At 61.6% G+C, this 23231-nt stretch carries 23 protein-coding genes; 19 read left to right on the forward strand and 4 right to left on the reverse strand.

Going from position 1 to position 23231, the window contains the following annotated elements; translation table 11 throughout:
* Positions 1-395: 395 nt before the first annotated feature.
* Positions 396-1283 (forward strand): threonine/homoserine exporter RhtA, encoded by an 888-nt coding sequence (gene rhtA / locus LUB09_RS18020; RefSeq protein ID WP_209980823.1) that lies wholly within the window; start codon positions 396-398, stop codon positions 1281-1283.
* A 166-nt stretch (positions 1284-1449) separates the two neighbouring features.
* Positions 1450-1731 (forward strand): hypothetical protein, encoded by a 282-nt coding sequence (locus tag LUB09_RS18025; RefSeq protein WP_209980821.1) that lies wholly within the window; start codon positions 1450-1452, stop codon positions 1729-1731.
* 98 nt (positions 1732-1829) lie between these two features.
* Here LUB09_RS18025 and LUB09_RS18030 read toward each other — a convergent pair whose 3' ends face one another.
* From LUB09_RS18030 to LUB09_RS18040, 3 genes are all read right to left on the reverse strand, one after another.
* Positions 1830-3638, reverse strand: coding sequence for an aminopeptidase P family protein (locus tag LUB09_RS18030; protein WP_231423244.1), 1809 nt, complete (start codon positions 3636-3638; stop codon positions 1830-1832).
* Between the two features lie 48 nt (positions 3639-3686).
* Entirely contained in the window at positions 3687-4847 is a 1161-nt protein-coding gene (locus tag LUB09_RS18035) for a cysteine desulfurase family protein (protein WP_231423246.1), read from the reverse strand.
* A gap of 232 nt (positions 4848-5079) precedes the next feature.
* Complete coding sequence (locus LUB09_RS18040; RefSeq protein WP_209980815.1) at positions 5080-5349, reverse strand: hypothetical protein; 270 nt, start codon at positions 5347-5349, stop codon at positions 5080-5082.
* Between the two features lie 253 nt (positions 5350-5602).
* Here LUB09_RS18040 and ssuD point away from each other — a divergent pair, with 253 nt between their 5' ends.
* The 10 genes from ssuD to LUB09_RS18090 all read left to right on the forward strand — a co-directional run bounded on the left by ssuD (position 5603) and on the right by LUB09_RS18090 (position 14276).
* Positions 5603-6742 carry an FMNH2-dependent alkanesulfonate monooxygenase gene (gene ssuD, locus LUB09_RS18045; RefSeq protein ID WP_209980813.1) on the forward strand — a complete coding sequence of 380 codons (1140 nt, stop codon included), beginning with the start codon at positions 5603-5605 and terminating at the stop codon, positions 6740-6742.
* A gap of 32 nt (positions 6743-6774) precedes the next feature.
* On the forward strand, positions 6775-7875 hold the full coding sequence (locus LUB09_RS18050; RefSeq protein ID WP_231423248.1) for a sigma-54 interaction domain-containing protein: 1101 nt from the start codon (positions 6775-6777) through the stop codon (positions 7873-7875).
* A 246-nt stretch (positions 7876-8121) separates the two neighbouring features.
* Positions 8122-9315: a PepSY-associated TM helix domain-containing protein gene (locus tag LUB09_RS18055; protein WP_209980809.1), complete on the forward strand. Its 1194-nt coding sequence runs from the start codon at positions 8122-8124 to the stop codon at positions 9313-9315.
* Positions 9312-9848 (forward strand): thiamine pyrophosphate-binding protein, encoded by a 537-nt coding sequence (locus tag LUB09_RS18060; protein ID WP_231423249.1) that lies wholly within the window; start codon positions 9312-9314, stop codon positions 9846-9848. The genes LUB09_RS18055 and LUB09_RS18060 overlap by 4 nt, the downstream gene beginning before the upstream one ends.
* A complete protein-coding gene (locus LUB09_RS18065; protein ID WP_231423250.1) occupies positions 9845-10174 on the forward strand; it encodes a hypothetical protein in 330 nt (109 codons plus the stop codon). The genes LUB09_RS18060 and LUB09_RS18065 overlap by 4 nt, the downstream gene beginning before the upstream one ends.
* Positions 10171-10731 (forward strand): DUF6162 family protein, encoded by a 561-nt coding sequence (locus LUB09_RS18070; RefSeq protein WP_209980804.1) that lies wholly within the window; start codon positions 10171-10173, stop codon positions 10729-10731. The genes LUB09_RS18065 and LUB09_RS18070 overlap by 4 nt, the downstream gene beginning before the upstream one ends.
* 19 nt (positions 10732-10750) lie before the next feature.
* Entirely contained in the window at positions 10751-11671 is a 921-nt protein-coding gene (locus LUB09_RS18075) for a metal ABC transporter substrate-binding protein (protein WP_231423251.1), read from the forward strand.
* Positions 11668-12414, forward strand: a complete 747-nt coding sequence (locus LUB09_RS18080) for a metal ABC transporter ATP-binding protein (RefSeq protein WP_231423252.1) — start codon at positions 11668-11670, stop codon at positions 12412-12414. Before LUB09_RS18075 ends, LUB09_RS18080 begins: the two co-directional genes overlap by 4 nt.
* Positions 12411-13310: a metal ABC transporter permease gene (locus LUB09_RS18085; protein WP_003231872.1), complete on the forward strand. Its 900-nt coding sequence runs from the start codon at positions 12411-12413 to the stop codon at positions 13308-13310. Before LUB09_RS18080 ends, LUB09_RS18085 begins: the two co-directional genes overlap by 4 nt.
* Positions 13311-14276, forward strand: coding sequence for a metal ABC transporter solute-binding protein, Zn/Mn family (locus LUB09_RS18090; protein WP_231423253.1), 966 nt, complete (start codon positions 13311-13313; stop codon positions 14274-14276). It begins immediately after the preceding gene.
* 45 nt (positions 14277-14321) lie between these two features.
* On the opposite strand, the gene LUB09_RS18095 is transcribed toward LUB09_RS18090, so the two are convergent.
* Entirely contained in the window at positions 14322-15035 is a 714-nt protein-coding gene (locus LUB09_RS18095; RefSeq protein WP_057008221.1) for a UTRA domain-containing protein, read from the reverse strand.
* A gap of 346 nt (positions 15036-15381) precedes the next feature.
* On the opposite strand from LUB09_RS18095, the gene LUB09_RS18100 reads away from it, so the two are divergent.
* The 7 genes from LUB09_RS18100 to LUB09_RS18130 all read left to right on the forward strand — a co-directional run bounded on the left by LUB09_RS18100 (position 15382) and on the right by LUB09_RS18130 (position 23170).
* A complete protein-coding gene (locus LUB09_RS18100; RefSeq protein ID WP_231423255.1) occupies positions 15382-16458 on the forward strand; it encodes an ABC transporter substrate-binding protein in 1077 nt (358 codons plus the stop codon).
* Between the two features lie 166 nt (positions 16459-16624).
* Positions 16625-17431 carry an alkaline phosphatase family protein gene (locus LUB09_RS18105; RefSeq protein ID WP_231423257.1) on the forward strand — a complete coding sequence of 269 codons (807 nt, stop codon included), beginning with the start codon at positions 16625-16627 and terminating at the stop codon, positions 17429-17431.
* 62 nt (positions 17432-17493) lie between these two features.
* Positions 17494-18273, forward strand: a complete 780-nt coding sequence (locus tag LUB09_RS18110) for an ABC transporter permease (RefSeq protein WP_231423328.1) — start codon at positions 17494-17496, stop codon at positions 18271-18273.
* Positions 18260-19060 carry an ABC transporter permease gene (locus LUB09_RS18115; RefSeq protein WP_209980791.1) on the forward strand — a complete coding sequence of 267 codons (801 nt, stop codon included), beginning with the start codon at positions 18260-18262 and terminating at the stop codon, positions 19058-19060. Before LUB09_RS18110 ends, LUB09_RS18115 begins: the two co-directional genes overlap by 14 nt.
* Positions 19057-20046: an ABC transporter ATP-binding protein gene (locus tag LUB09_RS18120; protein WP_231423260.1), complete on the forward strand. Its 990-nt coding sequence runs from the start codon at positions 19057-19059 to the stop codon at positions 20044-20046. The genes LUB09_RS18115 and LUB09_RS18120 overlap by 4 nt, the downstream gene beginning before the upstream one ends.
* A gap of 34 nt (positions 20047-20080) precedes the next feature.
* Positions 20081-20734 (forward strand): HAD family hydrolase, encoded by a 654-nt coding sequence (locus tag LUB09_RS18125; protein ID WP_209980787.1) that lies wholly within the window; start codon positions 20081-20083, stop codon positions 20732-20734.
* A 354-nt stretch (positions 20735-21088) separates the two neighbouring features.
* Positions 21089-23170 carry a carboxy terminal-processing peptidase gene (locus tag LUB09_RS18130; RefSeq protein WP_209980785.1) on the forward strand — a complete coding sequence of 694 codons (2082 nt, stop codon included), beginning with the start codon at positions 21089-21091 and terminating at the stop codon, positions 23168-23170.
* The last annotated feature ends 61 nt before the right edge of the window (positions 23171-23231 follow it).

The following is a 23231-nucleotide window of genomic DNA, read 5'->3' on the forward strand; positions in this document are numbered from 1 at the left end:
CGGGAGGCGAATTCTACAGCGTTACACGCTGCTGTCAACACCTCTTTTTCTCCGCTTTCGACCGAGAAGATCGAAACGTTAATAGCGCCAAACAACACCGCACTATCAACTTCTTCTGGACTTCGATGAACTGAAGCAACTCGCTGTCGAATCTTGCATAACTACTTGTTTACCAAGGAGTTTTCCGTTTCGACTGCGCCGGAAGTGGGGCGAATTATAGATATCCAGAATCTGCCGTCAACCCTTAATTTTGATTTTCTATCAATCCATACCAATTTGAGCAGGCCACTCTTTATAAGCATAGGCACGTTGCGTTGAGCAATATATTGCTCATCAAGCCACACTTGAGCATCATAGCGTCCTCTGCCGTTAATAACCCTGGACAAACTTCCTTAATGATCACCGCACCCCGCAGCCTGGCATCGACGCTGTTCCCGGTAGGCCTCCTGTTAATAGCCATGGCCTCGATCCAAACCGGTGCCTCGCTGGCCAAAAGCATGTTCCCGGTCGTTGGCGCACAAGGCACCACCACTTTGCGCCTGATTTTCGCCAGCATTATCATGCTGCTCATATTACGTCCGTGGCGCGCCACGTTTACGGCGAGATCGCTGCGCACCGTGTTCATCTACGGGATAGCGCTGGGCGGCATGAACTTCCTCTTCTATATGTCGCTGCGCACCGTCCCCCTGGGTATTGCGGTAGCCCTTGAGTTCACCGGCCCTCTCGCTGTGGCGATCTACGCCTCGCGCAGGGCAATAGATTTTCTATGGATCGCGCTAGCGATTATCGGCCTGCTCTTGCTCATACCAACCGGCGAAGCCAGCAATAGCATTGACCTGACAGGTGCTGCCTACGCGCTGAGCGCAGGCGCGTGCTGGGCGCTCTACATACTGTTCGGGCAAAAGGCCGGTAATGACAATGGCGTCCAGACCGCAGCGCTGGGTGTAATGATCGCTGCCCTGTTCGTCGCACCGATCGGTATCGTGCACGCCGGCAGCGCACTGTTGACGCCAGCCTTGATACCCGTCGCCATCGCCGTGGCTATTCTCTCAACCGCCCTGCCCTACACCCTCGAGATGGTCGCGCTCACCCGTCTTCCTGCCCGCACATTCGGCACACTGATGAGCATCGAACCCGCATTCGGCGCGCTGTCGGGTTTGCTCTTTCTGCATGAACACCTCTCCTTCGCGCAATGGATGGCCATCACCTGCATCATCCTGGCGTCCACAGGCGCAACCCTGACGATGCGTAACCAAGCCAAACCGCTGGTGCCTGTCGACTGATCATCTTTCAACACCGGGGATGGTATTTACTGCTCTTTTAGGCCATGTTTAGGGCGTAAACGAATAGCATTCATGGAGAGTTTCGACAAGGACAGCGCGGACGCACAATCGAGAGCGAACACAGCCTGCTTCAAGCAGTTTTGCCAAGCGGCTATTAAGGATGCGAATGAAGCGAATTTTGATACTGTTAGTGATCGTGGCCGTTTCAGGCTGTGCCGCGACCACCAAGACAGAAGTTAAGCGGGGCAAAAAAGGGCTGCATATCAACTGTTCCGGCCTGTCCTCCTCCTGGGACCAGTGCTACACCAGTGCGGCCAACGCATGCGGCGCCAAGGGCTACCGGGTGATCGCCAAGTCCGGCGAAAACTCCGAAGAACCCGGGGACTATCCGTTCGGCCTCAACCCTGCGGGTTACACCAGTCGCAGCATGATCGTCATCTGCAAGTAATCGCCTGAGCAGTCCGCCCATGACTGCTTCTGTATAGCCTAGCCCACTCGACCATCGCCGCAACGGCGCCCTTACCCGGGCGCCCCAACCGCAACCTCTCAAATAGCCAAGGTACGCACCAGCAACCACTCCAGCGCGGCGCCATTGAGCAATGGGCTCAAACGTTCACGCACCTCGGCATGGTAAGCATTGAGCCATGCGCGCTCGTCAACCGTCAGCAACGACGCCTCCAGACAACGCGTATCAATCGGACACAGGGTCAGGGTTTCAAACCTGAGGAACTCACCGAACTCGGTTTTACCCGCCTCACGGTTCAACACCAGGTTCTCGATGCGCACCCCCCAGCGGCCCGGACGATACGTGCCAGGTTCAATGGACGTAATCATCCCCGGTTGCATCGCCGTCTGTGGCGCGGCGGCGGCCTGATAGGCAATCACCTGAGGACCTTCGTGCACATTGAGGAAATAACCTACACCGTGACCAGTGCCGTGACCGTAATCCACACCTTCAGCCCAGATCGGCGCGCGTGCGATGGCGTCCAGCAACGGCGACAGAATGCCCTTGGGAAAATGCGCCTGTGACAAGGCAACCACGCCCTTGAGCACCCGCGTGCAGTCGCGCTTCTGCTCTTCACTCGGCGTACCGATAGGCACCATCCGCGTGATATCCGTGGTGCCCCCCAGGTATTGGCCGCCCGAGTCGATCAGCAGCAAGCCATCACCCTCGATCAACGCATGCTCTTCTTCAGTCGCGTGGTAGTGCGGCATCGCGCCATTGGCGTTGAACGCGGCAATGGTGTTGAAACTCAGCGACACATAACCCGGGCGACGCGCACGCGCAGCGGTCAGGTGCTCATCAATCGTCAACTCGGTAATACGCTCACGCCCCAGAGCGCTGTCCAGCCAGGCGAAAAATTCGCACAAGGCCGCACCATCCTGCTCCATCGCCTGACGGATATGTTCCGCGTCGGCCAGACTCTTGCGGGATTTGGCAAGCGTGGTCGGGTTGAGGCCTTCCACCAACTTGACGTCAGCATCGAGGTTTTCCAGCAAACCCGCCGTCACCCGTGCCGGATCAATCTGCAAGCTCGCACCTGACGGCACTGCACGCAGCGCATCGGCCACCTCACTGTAATCACGCAGGGTCACGCCATCCTGCTCGAGCACGGCACGCAGCTCGGCATCGACCTTGCTCAGGGCCACAAACAAGGTGGCCTGTTGCTGGCTGATCAAGGCAAAGGACACAAACACCGGGTTGAACGACACGTCGCCGCCGCGCAGGTTGAACAACCAGGCAATGTCATCCAGGGTCGCGATGAAATGCCAATCGGCATCCTTTTCTGCCAGGCTGGCGCGCAGAGCGGCAAGCTTCTCGCCACGGCTGACGGTCGCCTGCGGCGGCAGATGCTGGTAAATCGGCTGATTCGGCAGCGGCGGTCGGTCCTGCCAGGCTTCACTGAGCACATCGATATCGGTGCGCAAGCGCGCGCCCCGCTCGGCCAGCCTGCCGCCCAGGGTACGCGCCGAGGCCACGGCCATTACTGCGCCATCCACTGCCACCACACCGCCTTCGGGAGTCTGTTCGGCCAGCCATTCCAGTGGGCCGGGTTGACCCGGTTGCAGCTTGACCAGCTCGATGCCGCTGCCCTTGAGCTCCTTGGTCGCCTGTTCCCAGTAGCGACTGTCTGCCCATACGCCGGCAAAATCCGCAGTGACGATCAGCGTTCCCACCGAGCCATGAAACCCCGACAACCATTGGCGGCCCTGCCAGTAACCCGGCAGGTATTCGGACAAGTGCGGGTCGGCCGAGGGCACCAGCAGAGCATGAATGCCCTCGCGGCTCATCAGTTCACGGGTAACTGCCAGGCGCCGGGGCACCGTGCCATGGGTCAAAGGCTGCGTACTCATTGTGTCTCCTGCTAACCACTCATCATTATTATGTGTGCGAATCAAAACTCAGACAGCCCAGAATGCCGGTGCACTGGCGACTGCTGCCTTGATCAGTTGCACGGCTTCATCGATATCCTGCTCGGTGGTAAACCGACCGAGGCTCAAGCGAATGGTACGACCGGCAGCACGCGCATCATGCCCCAACGCTAGAAGAACGTGGGACGGCGCGTTGCTTGCCGAGTTGCACGCCGACGTCGCTGAAAACGCAATGCCCGCACTCAGTGCAGCGGAATTGAATTCGCCTTCACTGAACGTGAGGCTCAACGTGTGGGGAATACGCTGCGTGGGGCTGCCATTGAGGCGCACGCCGGCAATCGACTGCAGTTGATCCAGCAAGCGCTGACGCAAGGCCGCGATCTGTGCCTTCTCTTCAGCAAAAGACCGCGCCGCCAAGGCGAATGCCGTGCCCATGCCGGCAATCTGGTGCGTGGGCAAAGTGCCCGAACGCAGACCACCCTCGTGACCGCCACCGTGAATCTGCGCCAGCACCTTCTGCTGCGCACGGGGCCCGACATACAACGCGCCGATCCCCTTGGGACCGTAAAGCTTGTGAGCGGAAAATGACATCAGATCCACTGGCCACTGGGCCAGGTCGATAGCCACCTTGCCCGCACCCTGCGCCGCATCCACATGGAACAACGCGCCATGCGCTCGCACGCGCGCGCCGATGGCCGGGATGTCGTTGAGGGTGCCCAGCTCGTTGTTCACCAGCATCAGCGAGACCAGAAAAGTGTCTTCGCGCAACGCTTCGCTGACCGCATCGGCACTGATCAGGCCATCGGCGTCCGGCACCAGGTAGGTCACCGCCACGCCGGTGTCCTGCAGTTGCCGAGCGGTATCCAGCGTGGCCTTGTGCTCGATCTGGCTGGTGATGACATGCCCACCCGGCACTCCACGCGCCTGGGCCACACCCTTGATCGCAAGGTTGCTGGACTCAGTGGCGCCGGAGGTCCAGACGATCTGCTCGGGCCGGGCACCCACCAACTCGGCCACCTGGCCACGTGCCTGCTCAACCGTATGCCGGGCCGCCTGGCCAAACGCATGGGAACTGGACGCGGGGTTGCCGAAGTTGGCATTCAAGCCCAGGCACTCGACCATCACCTGGATCACGCGCTCATCCACCGGTGTGGTGGCGGCGTAGTCGAAATACAACGGACGTTTATTCATGACGTTAAAAACTCGCAGAGCGTATTACCGAGAGCAACATCCCGGGGCATTGACCAGAACAGAGTTCGTCAGGTTTAACCGATCAAGTGCCATTGAAGAAGGGCCACTGTGTGTAAATGTGCGTAGGAACGGTCCTGAAAATCAGCTTAACAGGCTGAAGTGATCCCATGGCAAACAAAAAGCCCGAGATTCCTCCCTGGAAACCTCGGGCTTTTTGCCGCCGGCTGCACGCTCAACTGGGACGACCCAACAACTTGACGCTGCGCTCTGCATTCATTTCGCCCTGGCGATCAAAACCGATCGGCTTGGGCGACTGCCGGGTCAGTGCGGCGCGCTGCTGCTGATAATCATCAAACGACAAACTGCGACGGCTCAACGCTTCCAGCGCCAACTGGCGGGTTTCTTCAGCAGTATAGGGACGCAATTGAGGCGCCGGATGTGTCGCACATCCGGCCAGCACAGAGGTAACGAGCAGTAGCAAAACGGCGAGTGAACGGTTCATGGCAATGGCCCTGGAAGTCGGTTGCGAGTCAATGAACACAGGCTACTCCCGACCCCTCCAGGTGAAAAATCACCGCCCGTGATAGTCGCTATCAACCGTTTCGGCCGCTTCGACAGAAAAACACTAATATTCAATTATGTTCTATAAATAGAGAAATACGTTCATTTACGGAATAAACATAACCTTCTATAACTAATGCCGCCTTTAAAGCGCATGCGCCATCTCCCTGCTGAATATCGCTCAAGGATCTGTCATGGATGTTTTCTGGTTTCTGCCAACACATGGCGACGGTCATTACCTGGGCACTACCCAGGGTGCTCGCCCGGTCACGCTCAATTACCTGAAGCAGGTCGCCCAGGCGGCCGACAGCCTGGGTTACTACGGCGTGTTGATTCCTACCGGTCGCTCGTGCGAAGACTCCTGGGTCATCGCCTCGGCGCTGGTACCGCTGACGGAACGCCTGCGTTATCTGGTAGCGATTCGCCCTGGCATCATCTCGCCCACTGTCTCGGCACGCATGGCTGCCACTCTGGATCGCCTGTCCAACGGTCGCTTGCTGATCAACGTGGTCACCGGCGGCGATCCGGATGAAAACCGTGGTGACGGCAGCTTTCTCGACCACGCCGAACGCTACGAAGTCTCTGACGAGTTTCTCAGAATCTGGCGCCGCGTCTTGCAGGGCGAATCGGTCAATTTCGAAGGCAAACACCTGCGCGTGCAAAACGCCAAGGCGCTCTACCCACCGGTGCAAAAGCCCTATCCACCGCTGTACTTCGGTGGCTCCTCCGACGCCGCCCACGACCTCGCCGCCGAACAGGTTGACGTATACCTCACCTGGGGCGAGCCGCCGGCCGCTGTCGCAGAAAAACTCGCTGACGTCCGCGAGCGCGCCGCGCGCCATGGCCGAACGGTGAAGTTCGGCATCCGCCTGCATGTGATCGTGCGCGAAACCGCAGAAGAGGCCTGGAAAGCCGCCGACAAACTGATCGAACACATCAGCGACGAGACCATTGCCGCCGCGCAAAAATCCTTCTCGCGCTTCGACTCCGAAGGCCAACGCCGCATGGCCGCCTTGCACGATGGGCGTCGCGACAACCTGGAAATCGCGCCCAACCTGTGGGCTGGCGTCGGCCTGGTACGTGGCGGCGCCGGCACCGCACTGGTGGGCAACCCCCAGCAGGTGGCCGAACGCATCAAGGCATACGCCGACCTCGGGATCGAGAGCTTTATTTTCTCCGGCTATCCGCACCTGGAAGAGGCCTATCGGTTCGCCGAGCTGGTCTTTCCCCTGCTGCCGGAACCGTACGCCAGCCTGGCCGGCCGCGGCGTTACCAACCTGACGGGACCGTTTGGCGAAATGATTGCCAACGATGTACTGCCCGCCAAGACCTGAGATCTTCGCCAAACAAAAAGAGTGAGCAAACCATGCAGCTTTTGACCCTACCGCCCTCGCCCGCCCTCGCCACCTCGATCCGCGCCACGGCCCAGGTGTTCGAAGATCCCAAATCCCAAGCGCTGCTCGACCATATTCAGCAAGTGGCGCCCAGCGAAGCCAGTGTGCTGATCATCGGCGAGACCGGCACCGGTAAAGAGCTGGTGGCGCGCCATATCCACAACCTCAGCGCGCGACGCAACCGGCCATTTGTGGCGGTCAACTGCGGCGCGTTTTCCGAATCGCTGGTGGAAGCCGAACTGTTCGGCCATGAAAAAGGCGCGTTTACCGGCGCCCTTGGCGCCAAGGCTGGCTGGTTCGAAGAGGCGGATGGCGGCACGCTGTTCCTGGATGAGATCGGCGATTTGCCGATGGCGATCCAGGTCAAGTTATTACGCGTATTGCAGGAGCGCGAAGTGGTGCGCCTGGGATCGCGCAAGAGCATCCCGATCGATGTGCGCGTGCTCGCGGCCACCAACGTGCAACTGGAAAAAGCCATCAACGCCGGGCACTTTCGCGAGGACCTTTATTATCGACTCGACGTGGTCAGCCTGGAGCTCAGCCCGTTGCGCGAACGCCCCGGCGATATCATGCCGCTGGTGCGGCACTTTATCGAAGCCTACAGCCGGCGCCTGGGCTACGGTTCGATCAGCATCAGCCGTGAGGCCGAGCAGAAACTCAAGAGCTACAGCTGGCCGGGCAACATCCGTGAGCTGGAAAACGTCATCCATCACACCCTGCTGATCTGCCGTAACCGCGTGATCGAACGCGACGACCTGCGCCTGTCGAACCTGCGCATCGAGCGCCAGGACGACAGCCAGCACATCGACAACAGTGCCGAAGCCCTGCTGGCCCGCGCCTTTCAAAAGTTGTTCGAAGAGCAGGCCGGCGCCCTGCATGAAAAAGTCGAAGACGCGCTGCTGCGCGCCGCCTACCGCTTCAGCCATTACAACCAGGTGCACACCGCCAGTCTGCTGGGCCTGAGCCGTAATGTGACGCGCACGCGCTTGATCAAGATCGGCGAATTGGCGGTGAACAAACGGCGGCCCGGCGAAAACATGCAGGGCGAACGAGTACTGCACCTGTCCGTTTAGGCGGCGGTGCAACGCGTCGCCCCTCTCCCCCCCCCGATAAATATAGGACGAACTCATGTGGGCGCGGGCTTGCCCGTTCCCACAAGGGCATCCGCGTGACCGCCTGAAACATTTTCTTTCATTTGCGCCTTGGGGATTTCTTATCCTCATCCGTCTTAACTTAGATACAGCCTGTCGCGTCAGCAAAAGCTACGACCGGCCTTTCCCGGGCCTGCATCGCCCTCCCCCATCAAGACCCGCATTGACATGTCGAAGAAGTCACGTTCAAAACTCTGGTTTCTCGTACACAGCTGGCTGGCATTGCCCATCTGGTTCTTTGTGCTGATCGTTTGCGTCACCGGCACCCTGGCAGTGGTCAGCCAGGAAATCGTGTGGCTGGCCAACCCGGACATCCGTGCGAGCAAACCGTCGGATGATGCCCAACCGCTGAGCTTCGACCAGGTGATCGCTGCCATCGGGCGCGACGAGCCCAAGGCGATCGTGCGATCGATCATCCGCCCCGATGAATCGCACTTTGCCCTGACCGTCGGCCTCAGCTACCCCGACGGCCGCACAGTGGAGGCCTACGCCAACCCATACACCGGAACGATCCAGGGCATCAGCCCGTCGTTCAACTTCCAGCAATTCACCCGCGCTCTGCACGGCTGGTGGCTGGTGCCGTTCACCCATGGCTACAGCTGGGGCTGGTACCTGGTGTCGCTGCTCGGTCTGCCGCTGCTGGCGTCCCTGATCACCGGGCTGGTGGTGTACAAGCGCTTCTGGAAAGGCTTCCTGCGCCCGACCCTGCGCATCCGCCATGGCGCGCGCATTTTCTGGGGCGACTTTCACCGCCTCAGCGGGATCTGGTCGATCTGGTTCATCGCAGTGATCTCCATCACCGGCACCTGGTTCCTGATCCAGGCGATCCTGGGCGACAACCAGATATCCATCTCCAGCGAGCCCATCGTGCCGGTGATAGCCCGCGACAAGGTGCCGTTGTCGGCCCCCGGCGTGCCGGTGCCCATGATTGCGCTGGACGAGGCGATCAAAATCGCCACCCAGCGCATTCCCGGGCTGGATGCCACCTTCGCCTTCCTGCCGCTCAATGCCTATAGCCACCTGCAGATCGGCGGCCGGGGCTGGTACCCGCTGATGTTCCAGACCGCGCAACTGAACCCCTATAACGGCGAAATCGCCGTGTCGCACCTGTTGTCCGACCGCAGCACGCTGGAGTTCGTCACCGAATCCATGCGTCCGCTGCACACCGGTGATTTTGGCGGGCTGTGGATCAAATTGATCTGGGCCTTCTTCGGCCTCGTACTGAGCATGATGGTGTTGAGCGGCCTGTTGATCTGGACCAAGCGCACGGCGCTGGCCACGCTCAACGCCCTCAAGCGCGAAGCCAAAGGGCAGCGGGCGCAGATTGCAAAACCGATCGACTCCTCGCAGGTCCACTCATGAGCAAAGTCGCTGCCGTACCGCTTTCGCCACTGCGCGCCTTTTGGCTCAAATGGCGCTTCCACATCAATGTCCTGCTGCTGCTGATCCCCCTGGGTTTCATGCCCAAGTACTTTGCCGACGCCGCGCTGTTTCGCGGCGACACCGGCCTGGGCGAACGGGTGGCCGGCCAGGTGCAGGTCGGGCCCTGGAGCCTGACACTCGCCGAATTTCGCAACGAGGGCCCAAGCCCGGACCCGGCCGGCCCGATGAAGTTCTTCAACGCCGCCCTGTGCGACAACTGCGCCGAACAGGTCAAGGCCACCTACCTGCGTATCGGCAAACCCCGCAGCCTGCGCGCCGCCGGGGTGATCTTCTTCGGTACGCCGTACCGCATGGGTGCCGCCCTGCCCGTGCCGGAACGCACGCCGGCCGACGCTGAACTGTGGGTCACCATGGAAGGCTGGGACGGCACGATGCACCAGGGTTCCATCCCGCTGAGCCAGGCCTCGCCTGCCACCATCGCCTGGCTGAACAAGCAAGGAGTCAAACCATGAACATGATGCATCCGGCCCGCGTCGCCGCAGCGCTGCTGCTGTGCGCCGGCTTCAGTAGCCCGGCGCTGGCTCACAACCCGATGTGCGAATGCAAGGAAATCCCCGGCGAGCAGATCCAGTGCAAAGGCGGATTTTCCGACGGCAGCGGCGCACCCGGCGTGACCCTGGACGTGATCGGCTACGACGAGACTATCCTGGTGCCGGGCAAGCTCGGCGAGGATTCGACCCTGACCTTCAAGAAGCCTTCGGCCGAGTTCTATGTGCTGTTCGACGCGGGCCCCGGCCATGTGGTGGAAATCGACCAAGCGGATATCCAGCCGCAATGAGTACCACACAGGTTGTACGCCCCGCGGGGGCCGGCCACGAAACCCTCTACGTGCTGCTGCTGTGCCTGATCATTCTGGCGGTGGCGGGCAGCGTGGTGGCGGTGCATGGTGAATCCCGCGAAGTGGCCGCCGTGCCCAGCCATCAGTGGGATGCCCGCCGCGACCTCAGCGCCGCCGAGCAAGGCATCTACGCCGACCTGCGGGTGACCCTGGATGAAATCCATCTGCTGCAACAGGAGCAAAGCGCGCTGCCAACGCCTGAGCAACTGGCCGAAGAAGGGTTCGCGCCATTTGCCCAGGACGCAAGTTCGGTCAGCCGTGGCGACCATCGCTGGCAGTTGCTGGCGCCGGCGGCCTACCTGGGCCTGAGCCAGGCACCGACCACCAGCGGTTCACTGCTGATGCGCGTGCAGGGCAGCGAGCCGGATATCTGGCTCAACCGCAACGCCAACCTCGCCGCACCCTCCGACCTTACTGACCAGGCGCTGATCGCCGCCGGCTGGCGGCAGGTGGTTGCGCAATTCGATGCCGGCGTCACCCGCCAGCACCGTCACTGAACGAGAAGACCGATTGCTTATGTCCATTTCATCTCCCCTGTTGCGCCTGTTACTGGTTGGCCTGCTCAGTCTGCTGCTGGCGCCCCTCGCCAACGCCGAGGCGGCCAAACGCCTGAGCATCGGCATCACCCTGCACCCTTATTACAGCTACGTGGCGAACATTGTCGGCGACAAGGCCGACGTGGTGCCGTTGATCCCGGCCGGCTTCAACCCCCACGCCTACGAACCGCGTGCCGAAGACATCAAACGCATCGGCACCCTCGACGTGATCGTGCTCAACGGCGTCGGCCATGACGACTTCGCCGACCGCATGATCGCCACCAGCGAGCGCCCGGACATTCCCGTGATCGAGGCCAACGCCAACGTGCCACTGCTGGCTGCCACCGGCAACGCCGCGCGCGGTGCGGGCAAGGTGGTCAACCCGCACACCTTCCTGTCGATCAGCGCGTCGATTGCCCAGGTCAACAACATCGCCCGCGAGCTGGGCAAGCTCGACCCGGACAACGCCAGGACCTACACACAGAACGCCCGCGCCTACGGCAAACGCCTGCGCCAGATGCGCGCCGACGCCCTGGCCAAGCTCACCCGCGCACCCAACCCGGATTTGCGCGTGGCCACTGTGCACGCAGCCTACGACTACCTGCTGCGCGAGTTCGGCCTGGAAGTCACCGCCGTGGTCGAACCGGCCCATGGCATCGAGCCGAGCCCCAGCCAGTTGAAGAAGACCATCGATGAGCTGCGTGCACTGGACGTGAAGGTGATCTTCTCCGAGATGGATTTCCCATCCACCTATGTCGACACCATCCAGCGTGAGTCGGGCGTCAAACTGTATCCGCTGTCGCATATTTCCTACGGCGACTACAGCGCCGAAAAGTATGAAGTGGAAATGACCGGCAACCTCAACACGGTGGTGCGCGCGATTCAGGAGTCGGGGGCATGACGGCGGCCGAACAGCTCAACGTTGCCAGCGTCGGCCCGACCATCGATTTCGACAAGGTATGCCTTACCCTGGGCCGCACGCTGATTCTGGACAGCGTGAGTTTCCAGGTGCAGCCAGGCAGCATCCATGCACTGGTGGGCCCCAACGGCGGCGGCAAAAGCTCGCTGATCAAGACCCTGCTGGGGCAGACGCCGCACCAGGGCCGTTTGAGCCTGGCGTGGCCGCACAGCCCCGGCACCATCGGCTACGTGCCACAGGCGCTGGAATTCGACCGCGGCCTGCCGATGACGGTGGACGATTTCATGGCCGCCATGTGCCAGCGCCGCCCTGCGTTTCTCGGCCTGTCCCGACATTACGCGGCGGCGATCGGCGAGGCGCTGGAGCGCGTCGGCATGCAGGATAAACGCAAGCGGCGCATGGGCGCGCTGTCTGGCGGTGAACGCCAACGCGTGCTGCTGGCCCAGGGCCTGATTCCGGGCCCGCACTTGCTGGTGCTGGACGAACCGATGGCGGCCCTCGATGAGGCGGGCATCCAGGTGTTCGAGCGCCTGCTGCACGACTGGCGCCTGGCCGGCATCACCGTGCTGTGGATCGAGCACGACCTGGAGGCCGTTGGCCGCCTGGCGGATCGCGTCACCGGCCTGAACCGCCGCGTGCTGTTCGACGCCGCCCCGAAAGAGGCGCTCACCCCGGATCGCCTGCTGACGCTGTTTTCCACCCATCCTCGGAGCCCGGCGCAATGAGTTATGAAGCGTTTCGCCTGATGGTTCAGGGCTGGGCCTCGTCCGGCTACCTGCCGGAAGCACTGGCCTACGGTTTTGTGGTCAACGCCCTGCTTGCCGGCCTGCTGATCGGCCCGGTGCTGGGCGGCCTCGGCACCCTGGTGGTGGTCAAGCGCTTTGCGTTTTTCTCCGAGGCAGTCGGTCACGCCGCGCTGACCGGCGTGGCCGTGGGCATCCTGCTCGGCGAGCCCTACACCGGGCCCTATGGCAGCCTGTTCGGCTACTGCCTGCTGTTCGGCATCCTGCTCAACTACCTGCGCAACCGCACCGGCCTGGCGCCGGATACCTTGATCGGCGTCTTTCTCTCGGTGTCCCTGGCACTGGGTGCGAGCCTGCTGCTGATCCTGGCCGGCAAGATCAACGTGCACATTCTCGAGAACGTGCTGTTCGGCTCGGTGCTGACGGTCAACGGCAATGACCTGCTGGTGCTGGCGATTGTCGGTGCGCTGGTGATGGCGCTGGCATTGCCGCTGTACAACCGCATCATGCTCGCCAGCTTCAACCCGCAGCTGGCGGCAGTGCGCGGGGTGGCGGTGAAGACCCTGGACTACCTGTTCGTGATCCTGGTGACGCTGATCACCGTGGCGGCGGTCAAGGTGATCGGCGCCATTCTGGTGGGTGCGCTGCTGGTGATTCCGGCGGCGGCGGCGCGTTTGTTGAGCCAGTCGCTCAAAGGGTTCTTCTGGATCTCGGTGCTGATCGCCACCGTCAGCACCCTGTGCGGCATCCTGCTGCCGATCATCTTCGACCTGCCTGTTCCGTCCGGCGCCGCGATCATTCTGGTGGCCGGTATCGCTTTCGCCGTGGCAGCCATCGCGCGCGGCACCGTGCCCAGCCTCAAAGGGAATCTTGGATAAATGCGCCCTGTATGTCGCCCATTGGCTCTGGCCATCGCTTGCTTGCTCAGTACACCGGCGCTGGCCGTGGTGGATGGCTTCCACACCAAGGATTTCGTCGCCAATCACGGGCTCGGCCATGCCGCACTGATCAAGGCCAAATCCGTCAAGCCGGTCAAGGTGCTGGCTTCACTGCCCATCACCTACGGCCTCGCCGAGGTGCTGCTCGACGGCACCGATGTGCAACTGGAGCGCGCCGCGCCGGCCAACCTGCCCGGCTCGCGGCAGGTGTCCTACTTCACCGGGCGCGGCGCCCAGGCGCTGGGCACGCTTGCCCAGGACGCCGACGCGGCCATCGGGCTGCGCTCACTGTGGCCGGACGACCCGCTTTACCCGGTGGCGCGCCGCAGCAACATCCGGATTGTCGAGGTCGATGCCGGGCGACCGGTGGACGGTGGCTTGCCGGGCATCGCCCTGCAGCCGGGTGCCGCCGATGGGCTGAACAGCCAGCCCTGGCAGTCCAGCAACAATATGGGACGCATGGCCGATGTGATGGCCGCCGACCTCAGCCGTCTGGCACCCGGCGCCAAGGCGAAGATCGACGCCAATCTGGCCGCACTCAAACACCGCCTGCTCCAGCTCAGCGCCGACAGCGAGGCACGGCTGGCCAAGGCGGACAACCTGAGCGTGGTCAGCCTGAGCGATCATTTCGCTTATCTGGTCAGCAGCCTGAACCTGGAAGCATTGCGCACAGACGCCCGCCCCGACGCCCAGTGGACGCCCGAGGATTTGCAAAAACTCAGCGCTGAGCTGAAGGAAAACGATGTGGCGGTGGTGCTGCATCATCGCCAGCCGAGTGAGCCGGTGAAGGCTGCCATCACCGAAGGCGGCGCGAAGTTGCTGGTGCTGAACGTCGACGGTGCCGATCCGGTGGCAGAGCTGGAAACCAATGTTGCTCAGGTGATCAAGACCCTCTCCACCGACTGACACCTAACCTGCGGGAGGGGCTTGCTCCCTCCCGCACTTTGTCTCTCACACCACATCAACCCCCACATGAATCGCATCATGCCGCCAGAACTCCAGGTCGCAGTCGATCAACCGTTGGTGCTGGTCATAATTGACCCGGGCAATGCGCAAGCCCGGGCTGCCCGCCGACACGCGCAACGCAGCGGCGGCCTCCACCGGCAGTGATGTCGGCACAATCTCAAAGCGCACGCGACCGTAATGCAGGTCGTAAATGCGCGCATACAACTCGGTCATCGACTGATTCAGGTCGCACTCGAGAATCCCCGGAAAGTACTGCGGGTTCAGGTAGTGCTCCACGTACAGCACCAGCCGGCCATCGATCCGCCGGCTGCGGCAGATCTGGATCACGCTGGACAACGCCGGCAGTTGCAACCACGCACACACCGCCGCCGACGCCGGTTGCAGGCGCGCAGAAATCACTTCGGTGGAGGCTACCCGGCCCTGGTCGGCCACCATGGCGTGAAAGTGGCTGCGCTGTATCAGGTTGTAGGCCAGTCGTGGCGGCGAGACAAACCAGCCACGGCGCTCCTCGCGGTAAATCTGCCCTTGAGCCTCCAACTGCAACAAGGCTTCGCGCACCGTAATACGTGTGGTGCCGAACAGCTCGCTGAGCTTGCGCTCGGCCGGCAGCTTGCTCGCCGGCGCCAGCAGGCCGTGGTTGATCTGCTCCTGCAGCGCCAGGCCAATGGAAGTTACCGCCTTGATTGCCTCATCCCGCATCAACGTTACCTATCTGGACTAGACCAGCACCATTGGGGGGCACAAAACCCCGCATAACCGCTCCTGTTTCTTGCCGTATCAGCCTAGGCAGTGCAGATGACCGACAGATGACAGCCGCTGCACGGCCCGCCAGCAAACCTTGCAATACATCGGCCAAATCCCGGGCCTGCGGGCATTTGAGCATGGTCTACGCTCAGTCAGCGCCAGACGACATTGGCGTTTCAAAAACGACATCGACACGAAACTGTCATCCATCGCGTCTAGATTGGCTCAGGTATTGCTCTGACCTAGACCAACAACACCGCCCGCTACAACGCCGCGTTGAATACGCCCAAAGGAGCTTCGGATGAAACAGCTTTTCCTGGCATCACTGTTAGGCTCGACCATTGCCCTGTGCACCACCGCCATGGCCGCTGATACCGATTTGAAAACCCTTGAAGCGGCCGCCAGGAGTGAAGGCGCCGTCAACAGCCTCGGCATGCCCGACGATTGGGCCAACTGGGGAGGCATCTGGGCGGACATGACCCGGCTCTACGGCCTCAAGCACATGGACACCGACATGAGCTCGGCCCAGGAAATTGCCAAGTTCAAAGCCGAAAAAGACAACGCCAGCGGGGATATCGGCGACGTGGGCGCAGCCTTCGGCCCACTCGCGGTCAAGCAAGGCGTGACGCAGCCGTACAAACCGTCCAACTGGGCTTCGGTGCCGGATTGGGCGAAAGACAAGGACGGTCACTGGGCCCTGGCCTACACCGGCACCATCGCGTTTGTGGTCAACAAGAAACTGCTGCACGGCTCCGAAGTGCCGACCAGTTGGTCAGACCTGCAAACCGGCAAGTACAAGGTGTCGGTGGGTGACGTAAGCACTGCGGCCCAGGCGTCCAACGCGGTACTCGCCGCAGCCATCGCCAACAAGGGCGATGAAAAGAACATCGCGCCCGGCCTGCTGTTCTTCACCAAGATTGCCCAGCAAGGTCGCCTGTCGCTGTCCAACCCGACCATTGCCACCATGGAAAAGGGCGAAGTCGAGGTGGGCATCGTCTGGGACTTCAACGGCCTGAGCTACAAAGCCAAGATGGCCAACCCGGATGACTACGTGGTGCTGATCCCATCGGACGGTTCGGTGAAATCCGGCTACACCACCATCATCAACAAATACGCCAAGCACCCCAACGCCGCCAAGCTGACCCGCGAATACGTGTTCAGCGATGCCGGCCAGCTCGCCCTGGCCAAGGGCAATGCGCGTCCGATCCGTGCCGAAACCGACCTGAAACTGCCGGCCGATATCGCCAAAAACCTGATCCCCGCCGAGCAGTACACCAAGGCCAACCCGCAGCCGATCAAGGACGCGGATGCCTGGGAAGCGACCTCCAAGAAGCTGCCACAGCTGTGGAACGAGCAGGTCATCGTAGAGATGAAGTAAGCCCGCAATCGGTGTCTGTGGGAGGGGGCTTGCTCCCGATAGCAGCAGGTCAGTCAATGAATCTGTTGAATGACACACTGCTATCGGGAGCAAGCCCCCTCCCACACTGAGTCCGGTCCTACAGCCAGTATCGAGTCAACCCCTCTGTTGCGGAGCGCCAGCCCCCATGAAGCACACTGTCATCCTTGTCGTGCTCGACGGCCTGAACGTCGAGGTTGCGAGGCACGCCATGGGACACTTGCAGGCCTATGTCGGCGCAGGACGCGCAGCCCTCTACACAGTGGAATGTGAACTGCCCGCCCTGTCCCGCCCGCTGTATGAATGCATCCTCACCGGTGTGCCGCCGATCCAGAGCGGCATCGTGCACAACCAGGTCGCGCGCCTGTCCAACCAGCGCAGCATTTTCCACTACGCCACCGATGCCGGCCTGACCACGGCGGCGGCGGCCTATCACTGGATCAGCGAGCTGTATAACCGCACGCCCTTCCTCGCCGCCCGCGACCGCCACACAGACGACGCGACATTGTCGATCCAGCACGGGCATTTCTACTGGAATGACCATTACCCCGACTCCCATCTGTTTGCCGACGCCGAGAGCCTGCGGCTCAAGCACGCACCGGACTTTCTGCTGATACACCCGATGAACATCGACGACGCCGGCCACAAGCACGGCCTCGACACCGCGCAATACCGCAACAGCGCGCGCTCGGCCGACATCATCCTGGCCGACTACCTGCAAGGCTGGCTCGACGCGGGCTACCAGGTGCTGGTCACCGCCGATCACGGCATGAACAACGACCGCTCCCACAACGGCCTGCTGCCGGAAGAACGTGAAGTGCCGCTGTTTGTCCTCGGCGACGCCTTCAGCCTCAACCCTGACGCTGCGCCAACACAGACCGAGCTGTGCGGCACGGTCTGCGAACTGCTCGGCGTGCCCCACGACAAACCTGTCTGCCGGGAGCTGCTCGCGTGAACTCACTGACCCGCGGCAAATGGCTGGCCCTGCTCTGCCTGGTGCCCTTCGCCCTGTTCTTCATGGTGTTCGAAATCGCCCCGCTGGTGTGGGTGCTGATCAACAGCGTGCAAACCGAAGAAGCCGGCTGGAGCCTGGAAAATTTCACCCGTATCTTCAGCTCCAAGTTCTACCTGCAGGCCATCCAGCTCAGCCTGGAAATCAGCTTCTACTCCAGCGTGTTCGGCATCCTCATCGCCACCCTTGGCAGCTACTCGTTGCGCCGGGTGGACTCACCGCTGCGCAACTTCGTCACCGCCTTCACCAACATGACCAGCAACTTCGCCGGCGTGCCCCTGGCCTTCGCGTTCATCATCCTGCTCGGTTTCAATGGCAGCATCACCATCATGCTCAAGCAGGCCGGGATCATTCAGGACTTCAACCTCTATTCCAAAACCGGCCTGATCATCCTCTACACCTACTTCCAGATTCCGTTGGGCGTGCTGCTGCTGTACCCAGCCTTCGATGCATTGCGCGAAGACTGGCGTGAATCGGCCGCGCTGCTGGGGGCCAATGGCTGGCAGTTCTGGCGGCATATCGGCCTGCCGGTGCTCACGCCTGCGCTGCTGGGCACGTTCGTGATCCTGCTGGCCAACGCCCTCGGTGCGTACGCCACGGTCTACGCGCTGACCACCGGCAACTTCAACGTGCTGCCGATCCGCATCGCAGGCCTGGTCTCTGGTGATGTTTCGCTCGACCCGAACATGGCCAGTGCCCTGGCCGTGGTGCTGGTGGCGCTGATGACCGTGGTCACGGCGGTCCATCAACTGCTGCTCAAGAGGAGCTACCATGTCTCGCGCTGACGCCGGCCCGGCCTCCCTCTACCACCGCGCAGTGGTGTACCTGCTGTTTGCGATCCTCGTGCTGCCGCTGATCGGCACCTTTGTCTACTCGATTGCCAGCAGTTGGTCGGCAACCATCCTGCCCGCCGGCTTTACCGTGAAATGGTACGTGCAACTGTGGAGTGACCCGCGCTTTCTGATGGCCTTCGGGCAATCGCTGCTGGTGTGCGTCGGCGCGCTGGCGCTGTCGGTGGTGCTGATTCTGCCGCTGCTGTTTGTGGTGCACTACCACTTCCCAAGGCTCGATGCGCTGATGAACATTCTGATCCTGCTGCCCTTCGCGGTGCCGCCGGTGGTGTCGTCGGTGGGGCTGTTGCAGCTGTATGGTTCCGGGCCGCTGGCGATGGTGGGCACACCGTGGATTCTGATCGGCTGCTACTTCACCGTGGCGCTGCCATTCATGTACCGCGCGATCACCAACAACCTGCAGGCCATCAACCTGCGCGACCTGATGGACGCCTCGCAACTGCTCGGTGCCAGCACCTGGCAGGCGGCGATCCTGGTGGTGCTGCCCAACCTGCGCAAGGGCCTGATGGTGGCGCTGCTGCTGTCGTTCTCGTTCCTGTTTGGCGAGTTCGTGTTCGCCAATATCCTCGTGGGCACTCAATACGAGACCCTGCAGGTGTACCTGAACAACATGCGCAACAGCAGCGGCCACTTCACCAGCGCCATCGTCATTTCCTACTTTTTCTTTGTGCTGGTGCTGACCTGGGCCGCCAATATCTTGAACAAGGACAAAAGCCAATGAGCTTCGTCAGCGTCCAACATCTGCAAAAAGGTTATTCCGGTACGCCAGTGTTCAGCGACATCAGCTGCGAGATCGCCAAGGGTGAATTCGTCACCCTGCTCGGCCCCTCCGGCTGCGGCAAGTCAACGCTGTTGCGCTGCATCGCCGGCCTGACCTCGGTGGACAGTGGGAAAATCCTGCTGGATGGCCAGGACATTGTCCCGCTGAGCCCGCAGAAACGTCACATCGGCATGGTGTTCCAGAGCTACGCGCTGTTCCCCAACATGACCGTGGAACAGAACGTCGCCTTCGGCCTGCGCATGCAGAAGGTCAACACCGACGACAGTCACCGGCGCGTGCAGGATGTGCTGCAACTGGTGGAGCTGCGCGAGTTCGCCGGGCGCTACCCGCACCAGCTGTCCGGCGGGCAGTGCCAGCGCGTCGCGCTGGCCCGCTCCCTGGTCACCCGCCCGCGCCTGTTGCTGCTGGACGAGCCGCTGTCGGCGCTGGATGCGCGGATTCGCAAGCACCTGCGCGAACAGATCCGCCAGATCCAGCGCGAGCTCGGGCTGACCACGATTTTTGTGACCCACGACCAGGAGGAAGCGCTGACCATGTCCGACCGCATCTTCCTGATGAACCAGGGCAAAATCGTGCAGAGCGGCGACGCCGAGACCCTCTACACCGCGCCGGTGGATGCCTTTGCCGCCGGCTTCATCGGCAACTACAACCTGCTCGACGCCGGCAAAGCCAGCCAGCTGTTGCAGCGGCCGATCCACGGGCGCATCGCGATCCGCCCCGAGGCCATCGAACTGAGCCTCAGCGGCGAACTCGACGCGCTGGTGCGCAGCCACAGCCTGCTGGGCAACGTGATCCGTTACCGCATCGAAGCCCGAGGCGTGGAACTGGTGGTGGACGTGCTCAACCGCTCGGCGCAAGACCTCTACCCGGACGGCCAGCGCCTGGCACTTTCCATCGACCCAGCCGCACTGTGTGAAGTAGCCTGACCGGCACTGACTGACGAAAGAGAGAGCATCACGGATGGCATTGGTAATTTTTGATCTGGACGACACCCTGATCCACGGTGACTGCGCCACCCTGTGGAGCGAGCAGATGGGCCGCCTGGGCTGGGTCGACCCCGAGTCGTTCATGCGCCGCAACACCGAGCTGATGGACGCCTACAGCCGAGGCGAGTTACGCATGGAAGACTTCATGGACTTCAGCCTGGAGCCGATGATCGGGCGCACGCCGGCAGAAATCGAACACCTGGTCGACCCCTGGGTCGAGGACGTGATCGAGCCGTTGATCTACAGCGACGCGACCAAAACCATCGCCCGCCACCGTGCGAACGGCGATCGCATCCTGGTGATATCCGCATCGGGCACGCACCTGGTCACGCCGATTGCGGCGCGTATCGGCATTGATGAAGTGCTGGGGATTGACCTGGACGTGAGCCATGGCGTGTACAGCGGTCAGACCGTGGGGGTGCTGACCTACCGCGAAGGCAAGATCACGCGTTTGCTGGAGTGGCTCGAGCAGACAGGTGAAACGCTGGAGGGCGCGTACTTCTATTCGGACTCGCGCAATGACCTGCCGCTGCTGCTGAAGGTCGATCACCCGCAGGTGGTGAACCCTGATCCGGTATTGCGTGCCCACGCCGAACAGGCCGGCTGGCCGATCCATCACTGGGTCTGACATTGATCAACGGTGGGAGGGGCTTGCTCCCGATTGCGGTGTATCAGATGAAAAAGTCTTCACTGACATACCGCAATCGGGAGCAAGCCCCCTCCCACAGTGACGGCATTTCAATCCGGTAACAGGGCGGGCGTTAGTCGATCGGGCCTACACAGGGTGTAGGAGCGGGTTGTTCCAGGCCACCCCATCACCGTCAACGCCTTGCAATGCTCTCACAGTGCCTCCATAGTGAGTCCGGACTGAGCCCGTAGCAGTAGCGCCGGGCTTTTTGCATTATGCGACCGGACCATATGGAACCGGCTCCCTCAAAGACGGCCTAATATGCGTTATCAATTGCCCCCGCGTCGAATCAGCATGAAGCATCTGTTCCCCAGCACCGCCCTCGCTCTTTTCATTGGTCTCGGCTTCGCGTCGATGTCGACCAATACGTTCGCAGCCAACAGCTGGGACAACCTTCAGCCTGATCGCGATGAGGTAATTGCCAGCCTTAACGTCGTCGAGTTGCTCAAGCGTCATCACTACAGCAAGCCGCCGCTGGACGACGCACGCTCGGTGATCATCTACGACAGCTACCTCAAGCTGCTGGACCCGTCGCGCAGCTACTTCCTGGCCAGCGATATCGCTGAGTTCGACAAATGGAAGACGCAGTTCGACGACTTCCTCAAGAGCGGCGACCTGCAGCCCGGCTTCACCATCTACAAGCGCTATCTGGACCGCGTCAAAGCGCGTCTGGACTTCGCCCTCGGTGAGTTGAACAAAGGCGTCGACAAGCTCGACTTCACCCAGAAGGAAACCCTTCTGGTGGACCGCAAGGACGCCCCCTGGCTGACCAGCACCGCCGCCCTCGACGACCTGTGGCGCAAACGCGTCAAGGACGAAGTGCTGCGCCTGAAGATCGCCGGCAAAGAGCCCAAGGCCATTCAAGAGCTGCTGACCAAGCGCTACAAGAATCAGCTGGCACGTCTGGACCAGACCCGTGCCGAAGATATCTTCCAGGCTTACATCAACACCTTCGCAATGTCCTACGACCCGCACACCAATTATCTGTCGCCGGATAACGCGGAAAATTTCGATATCAACATGAGTCTGTCGCTGGAAGGCATCGGTGCCGTCCTGCAAAGCGACAACGACCAGGTCAAGATCGTGCGCCTGGTGCCGGCAGGTCCGGCAGACAAGACCAAGCAGGTCGCTCCGGCGGACAAGATCATCGGCGTAGCCCAGGCTGACAAAGAGATGGTCGACGTGGTGGGCTGGCGCCTGGACGAAGTGGTCAAGCTGATCCGCGGCCCCAAAGGCAGCGTAGTGCGCCTGGAAGTGATTCCGCACACCAACGCACCGAACGACCAGACCAGCAAGATCGTGTCCATCACCCGCGAAGCGGTGAAGCTCGAAGACCAGGCCGTGCAGAAGAAAGTCCTCAACCTCAAGCAGGATGGCAAGGACTACAAACTGGGCGTGATTGAGATCCCGGCCTTCTACCTCGACTTCAAGGCGTTCCGTGCCGGTGACCCGGACTACAAGTCCACCACCCGTGACGTGAAGAAAATCCTCACCGAACTGCAGAAAGAAAAAGTCGACGGCGTGGTCATCGACCTGCGCAACAACGGCGGCGGTTCCCTGCAGGAAGCCACCGAGCTGACCAGCCTGTTCATCGACAAGGGCCCGACCGTGCTGGTGCGCAATGCCGACGGCCGTGTCGACGTACTGGAAGACGAGAACCCGGGCGCCTTCTACAAAGGCCCTATGGCGTTGCTGGTCAACCGCCTTTCGGCCTCGGCCTCGGAGATTTTCGCTGGCGCCATGCAGGACTACCACCGTGCGTTGATCGTCGGCGGCCAGACCTTCGGCAAGGGCACCGTGCAGACCATCCAGCCGCTCAACCATGGCGAGCTGAAGCTGACCCTGGCCAAGTTCTACCGGGTTTCCGGGCAGAGCACCCAGCATCAGGGCGTACTGCCGGACATCGATTTCCCGTCGATCATCGACACCAAGGAAATCGGCGAAAGCGCCCTGCCCGAAGCCATGCCGTGGGACACCATCCGTCCTGCGATCAAGCCGGCGTCGGACCCGTTCAAACCGTTCCTGGCGCAGTTGAAGGCTGACCACGACACCCGCTCCGCCAAGGATGCCGAGTTCGTGTTCATCCGCGACAAGCTGGCCCTGGCCAAGAAGCTGATGGAAGAGAAAACCGTCAGCCTCAACGAAGTGGACCGTCGCAAGCAGCACGCCGACATCGAGAGCCAGCAACTGGCCCTGGAGAACGTGCGCCGCAAGGCCAAGGGCGAAGACCCACTCAAGGAACTGAAGAAAGAAGACGAAGACGCGTTGCCGACCGAGGCGGAAAAAACCAAGCCGGAAGACGACGCTTACCTGGCCGAGACCGGCCGGATCCTGCTGGACTACCTGAAAATCAGCAAACAGGTGGCCAAGCAGTAAAGGATGGCGATTTAAGGTGATCGCTCCTCGGAGTGTCATCATATAGACATCATTCTGTCGT

The sequence above is a fragment of the Pseudomonas sp. Leaf59 genome (genome assembly GCF_920984685.1).
Taxonomy (GTDB): Bacteria; Pseudomonadota; Gammaproteobacteria; order Pseudomonadales; family Pseudomonadaceae; genus Aquipseudomonas.